15 protein-coding genes and 1 riboswitch are annotated in these 16,823 nt (G+C 51.6%); of the genes, 8 read left to right on the top strand and 7 right to left on the bottom strand.

Annotated elements, in window-relative coordinates:
- Nucleotides 1-55: 55 nt before the first annotated feature.
- Nucleotides 56-1,738 (bottom strand): methylmalonyl-CoA mutase family protein, encoded by a 1,683-nt coding sequence (locus LZ24_RS10290; protein WP_144685184.1) that lies wholly within the window; start codon nt 1,736-1,738, stop codon nt 56-58.
- A 779-nt stretch (nt 1,739-2,517) separates the two neighbouring features.
- Here LZ24_RS10290 and LZ24_RS10295 point away from each other — a divergent pair.
- The 7 genes from LZ24_RS10295 to LZ24_RS10325 all read left to right on the top strand — a co-directional run bounded on the left by LZ24_RS10295 (nt 2,518) and on the right by LZ24_RS10325 (nt 10,009).
- Nucleotides 2,518-3,270 carry a DUF6125 family protein gene (locus tag LZ24_RS10295; protein WP_222427604.1) on the top strand — a complete coding sequence of 251 codons (753 nt, stop codon included), beginning with the start codon at nt 2,518-2,520 and terminating at the stop codon, nt 3,268-3,270.
- A gap of 96 nt (nt 3,271-3,366) precedes the next feature.
- Nucleotides 3,367-3,553: riboswitch (cobalamin riboswitch) on the top strand.
- A gap of 226 nt (nt 3,554-3,779) precedes the next feature.
- Nucleotides 3,780-4,634 carry an ABC transporter substrate-binding protein gene (locus LZ24_RS10300; protein ID WP_144685186.1) on the top strand — a complete coding sequence of 285 codons (855 nt, stop codon included), beginning with the start codon at nt 3,780-3,782 and terminating at the stop codon, nt 4,632-4,634.
- Entirely contained in the window at nt 4,622-5,407 is a 786-nt protein-coding gene (locus tag LZ24_RS10305; protein ID WP_186443061.1) for an ABC transporter ATP-binding protein, read from the top strand. The genes LZ24_RS10300 and LZ24_RS10305 overlap by 13 nt, the downstream gene beginning before the upstream one ends.
- A complete protein-coding gene (locus LZ24_RS10310; RefSeq protein ID WP_222427605.1) occupies nt 5,404-6,399 on the top strand; it encodes a FecCD family ABC transporter permease in 996 nt (331 codons plus the stop codon). The genes LZ24_RS10305 and LZ24_RS10310 overlap by 4 nt, the downstream gene beginning before the upstream one ends.
- A 46-nt stretch (nt 6,400-6,445) precedes the next feature.
- A complete protein-coding gene (locus LZ24_RS10315; protein WP_144685191.1) occupies nt 6,446-7,225 on the top strand; it encodes a DUF4465 domain-containing protein in 780 nt (259 codons plus the stop codon).
- 1 nt (nt 7,226) lies between these two features.
- Nucleotides 7,227-9,164: a TonB-dependent receptor gene (locus LZ24_RS10320; RefSeq protein ID WP_186443062.1), complete on the top strand. Its 1,938-nt coding sequence runs from the start codon at nt 7,227-7,229 to the stop codon at nt 9,162-9,164.
- A 47-nt stretch (nt 9,165-9,211) separates the two neighbouring features.
- The gene (locus LZ24_RS10325; RefSeq protein WP_144685194.1) at nt 9,212-10,009 is read left to right on the top strand and encodes a PEP-CTERM sorting domain-containing protein; all 798 of its coding nucleotides are present in this window, start codon (nt 9,212-9,214) and stop codon (nt 10,007-10,009) included.
- 28 nt (nt 10,010-10,037) lie between these two features.
- On the opposite strand, the gene LZ24_RS10330 is transcribed toward LZ24_RS10325, so the two are convergent.
- The 3 genes from LZ24_RS10330 to LZ24_RS10340 all read right to left on the bottom strand — a co-directional run bounded on the left by LZ24_RS10330 (nt 10,038) and on the right by LZ24_RS10340 (nt 12,895).
- Nucleotides 10,038-10,487 carry an SRPBCC family protein gene (locus LZ24_RS10330; protein ID WP_144685196.1) on the bottom strand — a complete coding sequence of 150 codons (450 nt, stop codon included), beginning with the start codon at nt 10,485-10,487 and terminating at the stop codon, nt 10,038-10,040.
- Nucleotides 10,468-11,382: an alpha/beta fold hydrolase gene (locus tag LZ24_RS10335; protein WP_186443063.1), complete on the bottom strand. Its 915-nt coding sequence runs from the start codon at nt 11,380-11,382 to the stop codon at nt 10,468-10,470. The genes LZ24_RS10330 and LZ24_RS10335 overlap by 20 nt, the downstream gene beginning before the upstream one ends.
- Before the next feature lie 100 nt (nt 11,383-11,482).
- On the bottom strand, nt 11,483-12,895 hold the full coding sequence (locus tag LZ24_RS10340) for an MFS transporter (RefSeq protein WP_186443064.1): 1,413 nt from the start codon (nt 12,893-12,895) through the stop codon (nt 11,483-11,485).
- A 695-nt stretch (nt 12,896-13,590) separates the two neighbouring features.
- Between LZ24_RS10340 and LZ24_RS10345 the strand changes: the two genes are divergently transcribed.
- Nucleotides 13,591-14,421 (top strand): AMIN domain-containing protein, encoded by an 831-nt coding sequence (locus LZ24_RS10345; protein WP_144685202.1) that lies wholly within the window; start codon nt 13,591-13,593, stop codon nt 14,419-14,421.
- A 4-nt stretch (nt 14,422-14,425) separates the two neighbouring features.
- On the opposite strand, the gene LZ24_RS10350 is transcribed toward LZ24_RS10345, so the two are convergent.
- The 3 genes from LZ24_RS10350 to LZ24_RS10360 form a co-directional block, all read right to left on the bottom strand.
- The gene (locus tag LZ24_RS10350) at nt 14,426-14,878 is read right to left on the bottom strand and encodes a metal-dependent hydrolase (RefSeq protein WP_144685204.1); all 453 of its coding nucleotides are present in this window, start codon (nt 14,876-14,878) and stop codon (nt 14,426-14,428) included.
- Nucleotides 14,865-15,659 (bottom strand): alpha/beta hydrolase, encoded by a 795-nt coding sequence (locus LZ24_RS10355; protein ID WP_144685205.1) that lies wholly within the window; start codon nt 15,657-15,659, stop codon nt 14,865-14,867. The genes LZ24_RS10350 and LZ24_RS10355 overlap by 14 nt, the downstream gene beginning before the upstream one ends.
- Nucleotides 15,660-15,918: 259 nt before the next feature.
- Complete coding sequence (locus tag LZ24_RS10360; RefSeq protein WP_144685207.1) at nt 15,919-16,809, bottom strand: coiled-coil domain-containing protein; 891 nt, start codon at nt 16,807-16,809, stop codon at nt 15,919-15,921.
- Nucleotides 16,810-16,823 lie beyond the last annotated feature (14 nt).

Raw genomic sequence — 16,823 nt, forward strand, 5'->3', positions numbered from 1 at the left:
CACAGGATGCCTTTTCATCCTGCCTCCCGGTTTCAGGCCTCAGATATTTTTCTGATCAGTAGAGACCCGGATCACGGTATTCTCCGTACACCTCGCGGTACACGTCACAGATTTCCTGTACGCTGGCGAAGTTTTTAACGGCTTCAATGCAGTGGGGCATGACATTGTCACCCTTTTTACAGGCGTTTTTAATGTCTTCAAGGGATCTTTTGACAGCCTTGTCATCCCTTTTTCTCCGGACGGCTTCAAGGCTTTTAATCTGTTCAATTTCTACGGTATCGTCAATTTCCACAAGGGGAATGGGTGAGGGTTCGGCGGAAACATACTTGTTGATGCCGACCATGATCTTTTCACCGGCATCAATCTGCTTCTGGAAATGATAGGCCGCATCGGCAATTTCAAGCTGGGGATAGCCCTTTTCAATGGCAGCGACCATGCCGCCCATGTCATCAATCTTATGGATGTATTCCCAGGCCTTTTCTTCCAGTTCATTGGTAAGGGACTCAACAAAATAGGAGCCTGCCAGAGGATCAATCGTATTGGCTACACCGGTCTCCTCGGCTATGATCTGCTGGGTTCTCAGGGCGATCTGCACGGCATGATCCGATGGCAGACAGAGCACCTCATCAAGGGAGTTGGTATGCAGGGACTGGGTTCCGCCCAGTACGGCGGCAAGGGCCTGTGTGGCTGTGCGGATTACATTGTTGTAGGGCTGCTGTGCGGTGAGGGAACATCCTGCCGTCTGGGTATGGAAACGCATCCACCAGGAACGCTGATCCTGGGATTTGTAACGATCCCGCATGGCTTTGGCCCAGATTCTTCGGGCAGCACGCAGTTTGGCGATTTCTTCGAAGAAATCACTGTGGGAATTGAAGAAGAAGGAAAGTCTCGGAGCAAAGGCATCCACGTGGAGCCCTTTGCGGCGGATGACATCTTCCACATATTCCATACCGTCCCTGAGGGTGAAGGCCAGTTCCTGCACTGCCGTGGCACCGGCTTCACGGATATGATACCCGCTGATGGAGATGGTGTTCCAGCGGGGGACATGTTTGGCGCCGAACTCAACGGTGTCGCTGACCAGTTTTACGGAAGGGTCCGGAGGACACATGAGGGTTTTCTGGGCGATGAATTCCTTGAGCATGTCATTTTGTATGGTGCCCCCGATTTTTGTAAGGGGGATTCCTTTAAGTTCTGCTGCGGCGCAGTACATGGCCCATAAAACCGTTGCCGGTGGGTTGATGGTCATGGAGGTGGTCACCTGATCCATGGGGATGCCATCCACAAGCTGCATGAAGTCATCCAGGGTATCAATGGCCACACCGCATTTACCGCACTCGCCCCTTGCCTTGGGAGAGTCTGTGTCGTAGCCCATCAGTGTGGGGAAATCAAAGGCCGTACTCAGCCCGGTCTGTCCTTCCCTCAGCAGCATATGCCAGCGTTCGTTGGTGGTTTTTGCATTGCCCATCCCGGAAAACATTCGGAATGTCCAGTATTTTCCCCTGTAACCCGTTGGCTGGTTGCCCCTGATGAAGGGGAACTGTCCCGGATACCCGATATCCTGTTCAAAATCCATGTGCTGAATGTCTTCGGGTCCGTAAAGGCGTTTGATTTCAAGGTCTGAGACCGTTGACCATCTGGGCTTCTGATCCGGGCCTTTGGCAATGACCTTTTTTACCTCATCTTCCCACTTCTGGCGCATCCGGCTGGAACTTTCCAGAACTTCCTTGGAAAAATACATATGTTCACCAATCCTTTTTCTGACTTCAGGTTAACTGCACGCTGAAAGTTTGTTTCAGCATTTAGATGGACCTGCTTATTTATGCCTTATGCTGTATCCCGTCAGATGAACGGCTTGCATTTCGTCTGATTCCTGACAACAAAACATGCCTTGTATGGGTGATCGGTGTTTTGTCCGGATTGTCGGTTAAGGTGTTGCCTGCCGGTTAAAATTCAGGATGCATCCCAAGTGATAAATTTGTATTTTGAGTTTTGTAGTGCAATGGGTATGCCAGTTTTATTTTGAAAGGATCTTCCTGCCTTAAGGCAAAGGCGTTTCACTGGTTTTGGAGGATAAGCCGCTTCTTTATCCACGCCATTTTTATATATTTGGAAGACGGTTTGCCTGTATTTCATATCGCAGACAGGTAAATTATATTTCCATATGTTTTGTATATGACGCTGCCGTAAGTGTGCATAAAACGCCACGAAACGTTACTCTCACCTTGAAAATCTCTTTTATTGAATGAAATCATGGCTTTTTAAAAATGGTTTAAAAAAAGGATGTGGCGATTTCGCACGGTTCAGGTTTTTTTTAAAAAAAATCAACGATGCGGCCACTCTTTCCATCCCGGCTAAAGGGGAGTCTGCCGGGCCTGTACGGCCTGATCGAAAAAAGGAAGTTTCAGTACAAAGGGTGCTATGGCCCTCGTTTTGCAGCCTTATCTCAAATATTGAAACAGGTATCAGGAGAGAGCTGGCCGATATGGAATCCTTTTATACTTATCTGGAAAGGGCGAGATGATGTCAGAAAAAATGGATGAAAAGCAGTCTCCGGAAGCTTCCGTCTCCATGCTTATGGATCTTTTGCACCGCAGCATGGTTCACTACGGACTCTGGTTTGCCGAAGTAAGGCACCAGCTGGGTCCGGACCGCAGCCATGGGGTGATCGCTGAGGTTTCCGATAAGGTTCTTGGCGTATATATGAACCGTTTTGCAAAGGTTCTTGGTTTTTCCATGAAAGACGGTCTTCCCGAACCCCTGCTGAATCTGCCCGAAGAAAAGAGGCTGGCACTCAGGGATGCGGTTTCCCAGAACTGGCTGGCTCTGGATGGTCTCTGGTTTCAGGGAGTGGAATTTGAACATGGCATGAACGATGCCAAGCGCTGCAATGATTCCTGCTGGGCGCACTTTTCTCCCTTTGAAGCAGCCATGATCCGTAAAAGCCTCGGTCTTGGGAAAAACCCCGGACTGGAAGGGCTGAAAAAAGCATTGAATTACAGGCTCTACGCCTTCATCAATGAGCAGAGCATCGAAGATACGGGACCGGACCGATTTGTTTTCCGCATGCACAAGTGCCGTGTGCAGGATGCACGTAAACGTAAAGGCCTTGAGGATTATCCATGTAAAAGTGCAGGAATGGTTGAATATCCTTTCTTTGCAAGGGAAATAGATCCCAGAATTAAGACCCGGTGCGTGGCCTGTCCTCCGGATGCCCATCCGGAAGAATGGTGGTGTGCCTGGGAATTTATTCTTGAAGGGGATAAAGCCTGAAAAAATCCTGCAAAGGCCGTCATGGATAAGCAATGACGGCCATTCCCAAGAAACTTTTTTTCAATAAGAACCCTTGAGTTTTTTCAGAGTCCATGACAGAAACGTTGCGTTCAGGGTGCGCTTTGCGCTTCATAGGGAATCCCGTGAAAATCGGGAACGGGCCCACCGCTGTAACCGGGGATGTTTTTTATAAAAGTGTCACTGTCCTTGAAAAGGATGGGAAGGCCATTAAAAAACAGATGATCCGGAAAGTCAGAAGACCTGCCCTGAAAGCTTTTTCCCCGACCTCTTGAGGATCAGAGGGCGGAAAGAATGATCCAGACCCCTTAAGGGCGGATCCTCTGCATGAACCTTGTTTTTTCTTTTGGAAAGCGTGTTCAGGCATGTGGTTTTTTCGTAAGAACGGGCATTTTCATACGGCCCATGGATTTTTACGGATATTTTCTTTCCTTCCTTCTTTTCCCCATCAGGTCCTGTAAGTGACTTTTTTTACGGTGCAGGTATCCTGAATGAAAAAAAATGCTGCCCTGATCGGGATCATTCTTCTTTTTTTCCCCTTTGTTCTTTCCGCCGAACCCCGGCGCATTCTGCCCATGGCTCCCAATCTTGTGGAGGCCGTGTTTGCGCTTGGAGCGGGAGACATGGTGGCAGCCATTCCGGAATATACCTCATGGCCTCCCGAGGCACTGGATCTGCCGGTGGTAGGGGGGTACTTCAACCCCAATCTTGAGCGCATAGCCGCCATCAGGCCCGACCTTGTCATTCTGCAGGGCAGGCATGAAAAGGTGGATACATACTGCCGCAGACAGGGCATTCCCGTGCTGCGGGTGAGCATGGAAAACAGGGCTTCCATTGCACAAGGCATCCTTGCTCTGGGCAGGGCCCTGGAACGTGAAAATGAAGCCGTAAAACTTGTTGATTCTCTGGAAGCAGAGCTGGAAAAAATCCGCATACGATATGAGAGAGCCCACCCTCCCGCCGTACTCCTTGTGCTGGGAACAACACCCGGCACCCTTTCCCAGATCATGACCGCAGGAAAAAACTCCTACCTTACCGAACTCATCGCACTGGCCGGGGGAAAAAATATTTTTGACGACCATCCCCAGAGCTATCCCTCCATTTCCAAGGAAGCCATTCTCATGCGTCAGCCGGATATCATCCTTGAACTGTTACCCGGAGAGTCCCCGCCAGCTCCGGAAGATCTTGTCAGAAAATGGCGGTCTCTTGGTCCCCTGCCTGCGGTGCGGCATGGCCGTATCCGGGCGCTTTCAGCAACCCATCTGCAGATGGCCGGTCCCCGTATTCCGGAAGCAGCGGCCCTTTTGGGGGAGGTGATGGAGGAGATGATGGCATGGGAGAATTAAGGGGTGAAGCCCTTGGGTTTTCCCGGGAAAATGATTTTTTGCTCGGCCCTCTGGATGTGGAGGTTCCGCAGAAAGGGCTTTGCTGCATCATCGGACCCAATGGCGGGGGCAAATCCACCCTCCTGCAGATTCTTGCCGGCGTACTCAGGCCGGACAGGGGCAGGGTGCTGCTGGAAGGACGGCCCGTGGCACAGCTCCAGCGCAGGGAGGTGGCGGTCCGGGTGGGCTATCTTCCCCAGGCCGTACGCTCCCTCTATGCTTTCCGGACGGATGCTGTCGTGGCCATGGGCCGTTTTCCCGTGGATGGCGGGCATATCGGAAGGGCTTCGGCACGGGAGGCGGCACTGGCTGCCATGGAAAAAACCGGGATACTGCATCTGAAAGACCGTTTTATTTCCGATCTTTCCGGTGGAGAACGGCAAAGGGTGCTGCTGGCCTCTGTACTTTGCAGAAATCCCGACTATCTGCTGCTGGATGAACCGACCACAGGCCTTGATCCCCACCACGGGGCCGAATTCTTTTCCCTTCTGCAAAAAGAAACAAGGGCCAGTGCCGGGGCACTGGTGGTGAGCCATGACATCAATCTGGCCGCAGCCTTTGCGGATACTTTGATTTTTATGGATCAGGGACGGATTCTGGCCAGAGGCAAACCTGTTGATGTGATGAATTCCGAAGTGCTTGCCAGAGCCTATGGCAGATCCATGGCCGTATGGCCCCATCCCGATGGCAGAGGTGGCAGGGTGCTGTTACCGGAGAGGAAAAAATTCCTGTGATTGGTAGTGCAGAAAAAATTCACTGGCTGGTCTACGGCTTTCTGGCTGCCGGGGCACTGTGTATTCTTCCATTTTTCGGGGCGGAAGCAACACCACCCGCTGCTTTTTTTGAACTTTTTTCCGGGGAAAGAAGCCTTGCTGCAGAAATTCTTCTGCATCACCGTTTTCCAAGGGTGCTGCTGGCCTTTGTCTGCGGCATGGGGCTTGCCGCCTGCGGCAGTGCCCTGCAGGTGATGCTGGAAAATCCCCTGGCAGAGCCTTTTGTTCTGGGCATTGCAGGCTGTGCCGCCGTAGGGGCTTCCATGGCCCTTTCCTTTCCTGTCTGGCTTGTGTACCTCGGCCCCTTTTCGTCTGTGCAGATCCTGGCCTTTGCAGGATCTCTCATGGCTGTGGGGCTTTCTTTGAAACTGGCTTCCCGTTTCGGCGGTGCTGCGGAAACGGTGATCCTTGCCGGTGTCACCGTGAATATTCTCTGCGGTGCCCTGATGATGCTGATCCGCTATTTTGTGGATCCATCAAGGCTTGTGGTCATGGACCGCTGGCTCATGGGCGGGCTGGATGTGGTGGGATGGGACAGTCTCATGGCCATGTTTCCCTTTGTAATTGCAGGAAGTCTTTTGCTTTTTCCCTTGGGTCAGGCCTTGAATCTCATGGCCGTTGATCCGGTCCTTGCAAGGGCCCATGGGGTACCCGTACGCCGGGTGCGGCTTCGCATCTGCCTTGCAACGGGATGCCTTGTGGGGGCGGCTGTGGCTTTTTCCGGTCCCATCGGCTTTGTGGGCCTGATCATTCCCCAGGCGGTACGGAGAATTTCCGGCCCGGACATGCGGACGGGACTTTATTTTTCCGCTCTGGCAGGGGGGGCTTTTCTTGCCTTCTGCGACATGCTGGCAAGGACTCTTGTGGCACCTACGGAAATGCCCGTGGGTATTTTAACGGCTGTAATCGGTGGCCCCGTTTTTTTGAGGATGCTCTGGAAACGCTCCCTGTAAGGGTGTGTTTTGACTTAAATGGATTGACATTGGAAAGGATAGGAAAATGATGAGAAGACAGGCATGGATAAAAAGTCTGGTTCTGGTACTGCTGACGGGATTTCTTCCCCTTTATCTCTGGGCCCAGAATTTTGTTCCCGCAACCTTTGAAGATGTGGACCGGAAACATTTTGAAGATGGTTACTGGAACGGCAGTGATGGCAGCGGGGAAATAAGGTCTGGCACCATCTCCTTTAAAAATAATTATAATCAGGAGTGGGGTTCCTGGAGCGGCTTTGCCCTTTCGACTAAAATCGATACTTGGACAAGAGGCTTGTCCAACCAGTACAGCGCCATAACCGGAGAAGGAATTGATGGTTCCAGCACCTATGCTGTGGGATTTTATTCTTCTTTTGATGGAGACTCTGAACTGGTTCTGGACTTTCCCCACACCCTCCCCGGTCTTTATGTGACTAACACCACCTATGCCTACTGGTCCATGAAAGAAGGGGATCAGTATGCTAAAAAATTTGAACAGGGAGACTGGTTCAAACTGACCATAGAAGGTCGCAATTCAGCAGGCGATATAGCAGGTCGGCAGGTGGTTTATCTGGCGGATTTCCGCTCAGGTGCGTCCAGCCCTTATATTCTGGATACATGGAAATGGGTGGATCTTGCCTCCATGGGACCAGTAAAACGCCTCTCCTTTTCCCTTGAATCCACGGATGTGGGTGAGTGGGGCATGAACACCCCCGCCTACTTTGCCATGGACAATGTGGGGGGACCCCGCATCAAGGAAGCGGAAGGTTCCAGCTCCAGCTGCTTTATCAATTCTCTGGGATTTTAATATGAGTCCGGCCCGTGCTGCTCTTTTCCTGTTATTTGGCCCCTTGTTTTTTTCCTTCTGGCCCGGTTCGGCCTCTGGTGAGCCGGTTCAGCTTGAAACCCTTGTGGTGACGGCAGGCCGGGAGGATAAGGGGACGGAACGGCTTGCCAGACCCGTTCAGGTGCTGGACAAAGAAGACCTCAGGCGCATGCCCGGTACCAGCCTCGTGGAGGTGCTGGCAAGGGAGGCGGGGCTTGTCCCCAGAGAAGGCGTGGGAAAGTCCGGAGGGCTGGACATCCGCGGCATGGGAGACACATCATCCAGCAATGTTCTGGTTTTGCTGGATGATGTTCCCATGAATGCAAGGGATCTTTCAGGTGTGGATTTTTCCACCATTGCCATGGAAGACATTGAGCGCATAGAGATCATTCGTGGCAGCGGTGCCGTGCACTGGGGCAGCGGGGCTGTGGGCGGTGTGATTCGTATCATCACCAAAAAACCCACGGCACTTTCTGCCACCCTCTTCTCGGAGACGGGAAGCTTCGGGTACAGAAAAAACCGCATCCAGACTTCCGGAAGCAGCAGGGATTTCAGTTTCCGTCTGTATGGCGGGCATCATGAAACCAGCGGTTACCGGGAGAACAGTGATTTTAATGTAAAGGATGCGGGACTGGATCTGCGTCTGGATCAACAAGGTCCGTTTTCCTTTGGCCTGTCCGGCCATGTTCATGGGGATACTTATGGTCTTCCCGGTCCTGTCACCGGGGGCAGGCCCCGTAAAAGTGCCTCCACCCCCCATGATGGCGGAGAAACCTTTGAAAAAAGATTCACGGCCAGGGCAGAAGGGGACTTTGATTCCTTCGGAACCCTGAAGCTGCAGCGCAGCCTGCGGTACAGGGATCAGAAGATGGATATGACGGGCAGGCTAAGCAGCGAAGGGCGAGACAATCTGCCCGTGGACATAGAGCTTACGGAAAAAATACTGCGCACGGACTATCACCTTCCCTTGGCCGGAAACAGCCTGCATCTGGGTTTTGATCATCTGGAAAGCCATTATATAAGAACAGATCCCGATGCCAATCTGGCCCGTCGCCACAATGGAAGAATCATTGAATATGGTGTTTTTGCAGCCAGTGATTTTGCCCTGAGGGATTCCCTGCGCCTCACGCTGGGAGGCCGCTACCATCATGTGGATGCGGATTACCGCTATGACAGAATGGATTCTCAGGGGTGGCGACAGCACAGCCTGAGGAGTGCCACATGGACAAAGCAGGCCTGGGATGCGGGACTTGTCTATGAAATCAACTCCGGAATCCATCTTTACACCTCCTATGCCAGCAGTTTCAGAAGTCCCAATGTGGATGAGCTGGCAAAGGCTTCAAAGGATTTGAAACCCCAGGAAACCCGACACATGGAACTTGGTTTACGGTCTTTTCAGCCAGGCCGCTTTCGGCTGGAGGCCGGGCTTTTTTCCATGGAGGCGGATGATGAAATCTATTATGACAGTCTTCTGCAGGAAAACCGCAATTACGAAGATACAACCCTGAGGCGGGGGCTTGAAACTTCCTTAAGCCTCTACCCTTCACCTTTTTTGAGTTTTCGGCTGGACATGACCCTGATGCAGGCCCGCTTTGAAAAAAAGGACAAGGTCATTCCCCTTGTACCGGAGCGCCATGCTGGTCTGCAGATTTCATGGGAGCCTGTGGAAGTGCTGGGATTTTATCTGGCTGGCCGATGGTTTGACAGCCGCTATGACGGCAATGACTTTGATAACAGAGAAAAAAAGCTGGATGCCTTCCATGTCTGGGATATACGGGCCCGTCTGAACAGGGCACGCTTGGAAATTTTCATGGAAATCAACAATATGCTGGATGAAGATTATGCGATGGCTGCCTATTCAGGGGCCTTTTATCCCATGCCGGGCAGGCAGTTTAAAGCGGGGGTGACCTTATGGTTTTAAACATAAACATAAAAGGAGTCATGCATAAAAGGGGTCTGCCCCCTTTTATGTTTATGCTCTTACTGCTTCTGCCCCTTTTATGCCTGGCGGGTGAGGGGCCCCATGCTCCGGAGGCGGGGAGGGCAGGTTCCACGGCCATTCCCATGGACCATGAAGGAATTATAGGATGGGCTTCGGGCTGGCAGGAGTATTTGCCCGGAGAAGCTGTGGAAGATCCATGGATGAAACCTGACAAAGCCCTTGGCAGAGCCAGCGGCATCACTTCGGATGTGGTTTCCCTTGGATGGGGCGGCAGCCTTACCCTGACCTTTGATTATCCCATAGAAAATAAAAAGGGGTATAACCTGGCTGTTTTTTCAAATAGTTTCAGCGATACCTTTCTGGAACTGGCCTTTGTGGAAGTTTCCACGGACGGGCAAACCTTTGTTCGTTTCCCCAACGAATCCCTTACCCAAAATCCTGTCCATGCCTTTGGCCACGTAAATCCCACCCATATTGACGGCTTTGCCGGAAAATACAGGGCTGGTTTTGGCACACCCTTTGATCTGGATCAGCTGAAGGAAGAAGATGCTGTGATTGGAGGAGAGGTGGATCTCAGCCGCATTGTTTATGTACGGCTTGTGGATGTGAAGGGGGATGGCAGCCTGAAGGACAGTTTTGGGAATCCTGTTTATGCCCCTTATCCCACAAAAATTTCCGCAGGCTTTGATCTCGATGGCGTGGCCGTATTGTCCGGAGTGGTTCTGGAATCTTCAGAGGAAGAAAAAAAAGCCCCCCTTGTTACGGGGGGCATAGGAAATGATGCGGGGTGTTTTATGGGGCAGCTGACGATCCCGGATGAATAGGGTTTTCGTGAATCCGGACTGAAAGCACTTAAAAAAATAGCTGAATGGCCCCTTTTCTGTAATCAAAAACCGCTTCCAGCTTTTTTCTTATAAAGGGATGAACAGCCCTGCTGAAGGGGTCCATGGGCAGGGCATAATGGATGCGGTCTTCCATGAGAATACCCCCATCACAGGGGCTGAAGCGGTGCAGGTGATGCCAGAAACGGTAAGGTCCGAAGCGCTGCTCATCCACAAAATATTCACCCTCCTTCACATGGGTGATTTCCGTGATCCAGGTCATGGGAATGCCTGCGATGGCTTTGATACGGTATGCGAGAATCTGTCCCTGAAACATGGGGTGTCCATGGCCGGAGCGGATGTCAAAATGCATCCACTCCGGTGTGATTTTTTCAAGGTTGCAGGGGTCGGCAAAGAAGGTCCAGATTTCTTGCATATTGCCCTTAAGAATCTGCTGCCTTTCAAGCCGCTGCAGTTTCATGGATTCCCGGTCCTTTTCGCTTTATGAAGTCAAGGATGTGTTCCGCACAGATCGCAGGCTGTTCCATGGGAACAAAATGTCCGCTTTTATCCACCACCACCAGTTCGCAGTCCTTTACCGTGCGGCTGAATCTGTCTGCGGCATCCTGAACAAAGGTGTCGGATTTTTTTCCCCGTATGGCAAGGACCGGGCATTGAACTTTTTTTGCATAGGACCAGATATCGGCAGGCACGGACTCAAAGATCTGGGCTTCCAGTTCCGGGTCACATTTTAAAATGGCCGTTTCCTCATCCACTTCCAGCAGGCCGCATTCAAGGTAGGCATCTACAAAGGAAGGATCCCAGGTTTTGAAAATACCCCGGCCTGCGGTGAAGCGGGACAGGGCTTCCTGCTTGCCCCGGAAAACAAATTTTCTCCGCCTTGCGCCTTTGGCCAGTGGGAACTGTCCGATGAGTCCGGTCATGCGTAAAAAACCCATGAACATGAGATAACGCCGCGGCAGAATTACCGGATCCATGAGGATAATACATGAGAAAAGTTCCGGATGTCTGGCTGCGGTGATGAGGGTGGTAACGGCCCCTAAGGAATGACCGATACCGATGACGGGGGGCTGCATCAGACTGGAGACCATGAATTCCAGATCATCGGCAAAAATCTTCCAGTGGCGTATGGGCATCTCAACGGGGGAAAGGGAGCTGCCATGGCCACGGACATCGCTGCCGATGACATGCAGTTTTTCAGACATAAGACGGATCAGGGGGTCATAGGTGCCGGCGCAGAAGCCATTGGCATGGAGCAGATGGGCCATGGGGCCTTCACCGCCCCAGTCGATATAGTGAAGGGGGCCTTTTTCCGGATGGTGGATGTAGCCCTCACCGGGTTCTGGCAGCGTCATGGATAATACTCCTTGTTTTTCAGATATAGGCATGGTGAACGGTTTATGATCAGAATCAGTTCAGCAAGAATAAGGATCTATCCACCTGCGGTCAAGGGTCTCATTTTTCCCGTCCCCGCATCCATGAAGGAATCATGGAGAAAAAGGCAATGGCGGCCCCTGCCCCCATGGCCATGCGAAAGGCATCAAGGAAGATTGTCATATTTTCCTCTGACAGTGCAGAAAGGGAGGCCCCGCCGCTTCGGCTGTCAAAAACAAAATGGAATATGGCACCGGCAAGGGCTACACCCAGCACCATGCCAAGGTTTCTGGCCGAGGCAAGAACCGCTCCGCCGGAACCCCTGTGGGCCGGGGGAACTCCGCCCATGACGGCGGCGGAGTTGGGTGAGACGAAAATAGATGTACCGATACCCACCAGAGCCAGACGCCATGCAATATCCCATACGCCATGGGAGGCATTGAGACCGGAGAGAAGTGTCAGGCCACAGGCCATGATAAAAAGTCCTGCCGTACAAAGCAGGCGGGAACCCATGCGGTCCGAAAGAATGCCCGCAAGGGGAGAAAATACCAGCAGAAAGGCAAAGGGAATCATCAGCATTTTCCCCGTCAGGGCACTGGAGTAGCCTGCAAACAGCATGAGATAAAAGGGCATGAGAAAGACCATGAAAAAAAGACTGCAGAAGAGCAGCAGGCCACAGAGGGCAGGCAGGGCAAAAAGCCGGTTCTGAAAAAGGGAGATATGCAGCAGGGGATCTTTTTTGTTTTTTTCCGTTAAAATGAAAAGAGCCATGCAGAGGAGACTGGATACCAGTACTGTGATAAAGGAAAAGGAGCTGAATCCCCAGTCATAGCCGTGGGTGAGGGCCATGAGCAGGAGGCCGAGACTTAAGGCGGCCAGCAGGGTGCCCTGCCAGTCAAAGGAGCTGATACGGCTTTTATGGCCGGATTCACGGAGTATCATCAAGACAAGCACCGCTGCCATAAGGCCGATGGGGATATTCACATAAAAAATGAGCCGCCAGGACCCAAGGGAAAGAAGAAAACCGCCAATGGCAGGGCCGGCGGTGAGACCGCAGGCAACAACGGCACCATTGAGTCCCAGCACCCTGCCCCGCTGGGAGTCGGGAAAGGCATCCACCAGAAGGGCAGGGGTGCAGGCCATGATCATGGCAGAACCCAGTCCCTGCAGCAGACGGGCAGCTATGAGCATATGAACGGTGGGGGCCATGGCGCAGAGCATGGAAGCAAGGGTGAAGACAAGAAGGCCTGTGGCATAGATACGTTTACGGCCCAGTATATCTCCCAGCCTGCCAAAGGTCAGTAGAAAACAGGTGATGGTAAGCAGATAGATCATGACCACCCATTCGGTCATGGCAAGGCTGGTGCTGAAATTTTTGAGAATGGCAGGGAGGGCGACATTCACGATACTGCTGTCCAGGGTGGACATGAAAACGCCGATGGCCACAAGGAAAAAGACCTGCCATGGCCGGTTGCTCTCTGATGCTGTCTGCATTCCGCTAAGTCCTGTTTTCGGGTTAGGGGCACAAAATGGTGTGACGGGCCTGGGAACAGCCATGAAAAAGTGGCATAGTCCCAAGATTCCTTTTTTGTCAAATACAGATTTGACCTGGTGGCTTTTCATAGATGGTAATGGGGAAAAAAACAGTGTTTTTTAAGTGCTTAAAACGTAACTGTTTAGCACAGCTTTCCAAGTACCATACCTGCAAGGCAGATGCACAGGCCCCAGGCTATTTGCCCGTGACGCAATCCGGCACTCAAGCTTTCAAAAGCCCATTGTTTTCATTGCAGGCTTTAGATTTATGGCTTGAGTGCCGGAATCCGAAACGATTGCAATGTCCCTTGCAAATAGCCACGGAGCCTTGCAACAGTACGAAGCTGCGGCAATTACAGCATTGGCAGTTCGGAATAAACTGTGCTGAATAATTACCTTAAAACAAATGAAAGCAGTGGTTTATGGTTTAAGGTTTTTTGAAAGCCTTAAAAAAAGTCTGGTTTTCATGCGGCCTTTATCGTAGATGAATGGAATTATGTCACGGGGAAAAATAAATTATTCTGAACAGGCTCTGAAGGATCTTATCAGATATCAAATATTTCATAGGAAGTGCCGCAATGGGCCAAGGGCTGGTTTTTCGCTGATGGGCAATCTGGAGTATAAAGATGCCTGAACAGGAGTGAGGAGGATTTGCAATGGTGAAGTGGGGATTTGCAGGTGTTGGCATACTGCTTGTTTTCATATGGAGTATCATTCTTGGCTTGCAGCTCATGGGTACCGACAACGGAACCGGAGCGATTCTTGAGACAGATGTGAGCAAAAATTCCGGCCGTTATCTTATTTCCGTTCCAGAATCGAGAACTCAGTCCTTCGGAGATTCTCCGCCGGGATCCGAAACTTCCATGATCCCTGTCCATGGAGGGGAAAAAAATGGGGACGACCGGATGGCCCGGAAAGAACATAAGGGCAGTGATTTTTTTTCTGCGGAAGTCTCAGATCTGAAAGATCATGGAGTGGATGATGCGGACTCTTCTGAAGAAGTTTCTGCGGCCTTTGAAGAAATCATTGTTTGGGATGAAGCCCCTGCCGGGGAAAAGATGTCTGACATGGACAGGATGGAAGCGGTCTCTGATCTTTCAGCTGAGGTGAAGGAAATCCGTAAAAAAGATGTGGAAGTGAAAAAAAGACCCCTTTTGAAAGAAATCCGCTTTGATGCGTCCGCCGGTCGCCTTGTGATTATCGCAGGAGCTGCCATCCATGATGTGGAAAGCTTTAGCCTTGAAAATCCCAGACGGATTGTTCTGGATTTGAAAGGTCTGGAGTCGCCCTACAGATCAGAGCAGCGGATAGATATTGACAGTCTTCACATAACCCGTGTGCGTCACTTTGCCCACCAAGACAGGCTTCGCATTGTTCTGGATATGCAAAAGGGATGGAAGGGTTCCTACCAGACGGAACCCATGGATGCGGGCCTTGGGGTGCTTCTTGTGGCCATGGACGGTATCCCTGAAATGCGGGCGCAGTAAATGATCAGAAAAACCTGCGGTCCAGAAGAAGGTGGGAAAAAAAGCCCAGCACAAAGGCGAGGTAATAGGGAAGTACCTGCTGCCATGGCTGATGAAAAAGATAGACCGGTGCTGCCAGAATGGGCAGGGGAATGACCAGCATGGCCCACCATGAATGGGTCCAGCCCCTGTGATGCCCGATGGCGGGCAGCATGGCGCAGAAACCCAGTATGGCGGCCCATTTATACTCCCCCTTGAAAATCAGAAAAAGATCAAAAAGAATCAGAAGACTGTATACAAGATTCTGTCCCTTGGAATCCGTATCCACATCCGGCGTCAGGGATCCTATAAGACAGAGTCCCATGAGAATGGCCATGGTTTCCAGAGGTGGCCGGTACAGCTCCCAGAAAAAAAGTCCCGCAAGGCAGAGGATGCCAAGGGTAGAACCAAAACCGAGGTGCGCCTTATATCCGGGCATTCAGAGCCTTCTCCAGCAGCTCTCCCAGAGCTGCGAAATAGGGTTTGAGTCCATAATAAAAAAGTGTGTTGTGGTCGGCAACGGGAATGACAAGCATGTCAAGGGGCTGGCCCGAAGCATTTTTCTTCAGTTTTTCAGCCTGATGGATGGGGATGACATGGTCGTTTTCCCCGTGGATGATGAGGGTGGGACCAGCAAAGGACTGAACCCCCTTCAGGTTGCCGAAATCGGCATCCTCCGGAATGCCGAGGGCCCTCATATCCGCCCCCAGCAGACGGATCAGGGGCTGGGTGTCGGCAAAACCCGATTCAATGATCAGGGCGCTAATGGATTCGGATCTTTTGGAGGCAATGTACAGAACAGCCGCACTGCCCAGGGAGCGTCCCATAAGGGCAAGGGGCCTTGCCGGGTTTTCCCTGTAAAGGGTGTCAAAGATAAAGAGGGCATCTTCCTGCAGGCTGATGGCCGTGGGCTCTCCCTGGGATCTTCCGTATCCCCTGTAATCCATCACCAGAAAATCCCATGCCAGAGCTGTGAAAAAGGGGGCCAGATCCCTGTACTCCGAGGCTATTTCTCCGTTGCCATGGAAAAAGAGCAGCAGGGGGGCTTCGGCTTGGCCACAGCTGTGATATTCACCGGAAAGTCTTATGCCTTCGGGTGTATGGATATCTTTCAGAAAGGTGGGGGGCAGGGGAGCAGGGGCATGATCGGCTCTGGGATGAAAGAGGACCCTTTGTACGGCAGGATGGTTGAGGGCAGCCAGAATATGATTGTCATTCATCTTTGCCTCCGGTCATAAAAGGTTATCTGATTACTACCCTGACTCAGCCACAGCTTGCTGGTCCGGTTGTTGTCAGGCCTATGGTGCGAGCTTTAATACGGGCAGGCGCAAGGCCTGCCCCTACGAATGGTTTTTACGGCCCTGTTTTGTGTAGGGGCACCCTTTACGGGTGCTAAGCTAACATGCGTAAAATCTGATCTTATAATTTCCATGATTAAGGTTTGTATGGCTGAAAGACAGTGGTAATCAGAAAAGGTTATTATTCGGTCAGCAGCTCCTGTTCAACAATGGGTGCGACTGGTGTACGGCTGCCATCGGCAGCGGGACTCCCACCCCTTAAGGCCGCATCAAGGGCCACCTGCAGCTGCTGGAATTTTCTGTTGATACGGTTTTCGAGGGAAGCCCGTTCATTTTCGCTGCGGCGGATGATATTATCAAGATCTGATTTTCTTGCCACATCTGCGGGTATTTCAAAATTGTTCTTCAGATTCTGCTGTTCTTTCTGAAGATTCTGCAGAAGCTGGGTATCCCTTTTTCTGGCCTGTTCCATTTCTTTTGTGCTTTTAAGAAGTTGTGCCAGTTCATTTTTCTGGTTTTCCTGAACCTGCCTCAGTCTTGTGTTTTCTCTGGTCTGTGCTGCCAGTTCAGCAGCCAGTTTTTTCCGCTCTTCCTGCTCCGCCTGGAGGGTGTTCCGGGTCCGGGTCAGGTTTTCGCTGAGGGTTTTCAGAATTCCTGCATCGGGTTTTTCCTGATTTTCCACGGATGCCAGCCGCCTGTCAAATTCTTTGATCTGACTGCTGAGGGTTTTGTTCTGTTCCTGAGCGTTTTTCCGGGTTTCCTCCATAAGCTGCTGAAGCCTGCTGAGGGCCTGTGTCTGCTGGCTCAGTATATCGGAAAGGTCTTCGAAACGGGCAGAAAGTTCAAACACCTTCTGCTCCAAAGGCTTGCTGTCGGAAAGGACGGCTGCCTGCTGCAGATGAATGGCTTTCATATCCTGCTGTACTCTGGCGTACAGGGTAAAGAGAATGCCTGCCAGAAGACCTGCCGTGACAAGAAGGGCCAGTGTCAGGCGAAAAGAGAGTCCATCCATACGCTTTTGCAGGCGTTCGGTTTCAAAGGCTGTATGATCATTGTTTTCCCGCAGGGACATGACAGAACCTTATC

It is taken from the genome of Desulfobotulus alkaliphilus, assembly GCF_007830435.1.
In the GTDB taxonomy this organism is placed as follows: domain Bacteria; phylum Desulfobacterota; class Desulfobacteria; order Desulfobacterales; family ASO4-4; genus Desulfobotulus; species Desulfobotulus alkaliphilus.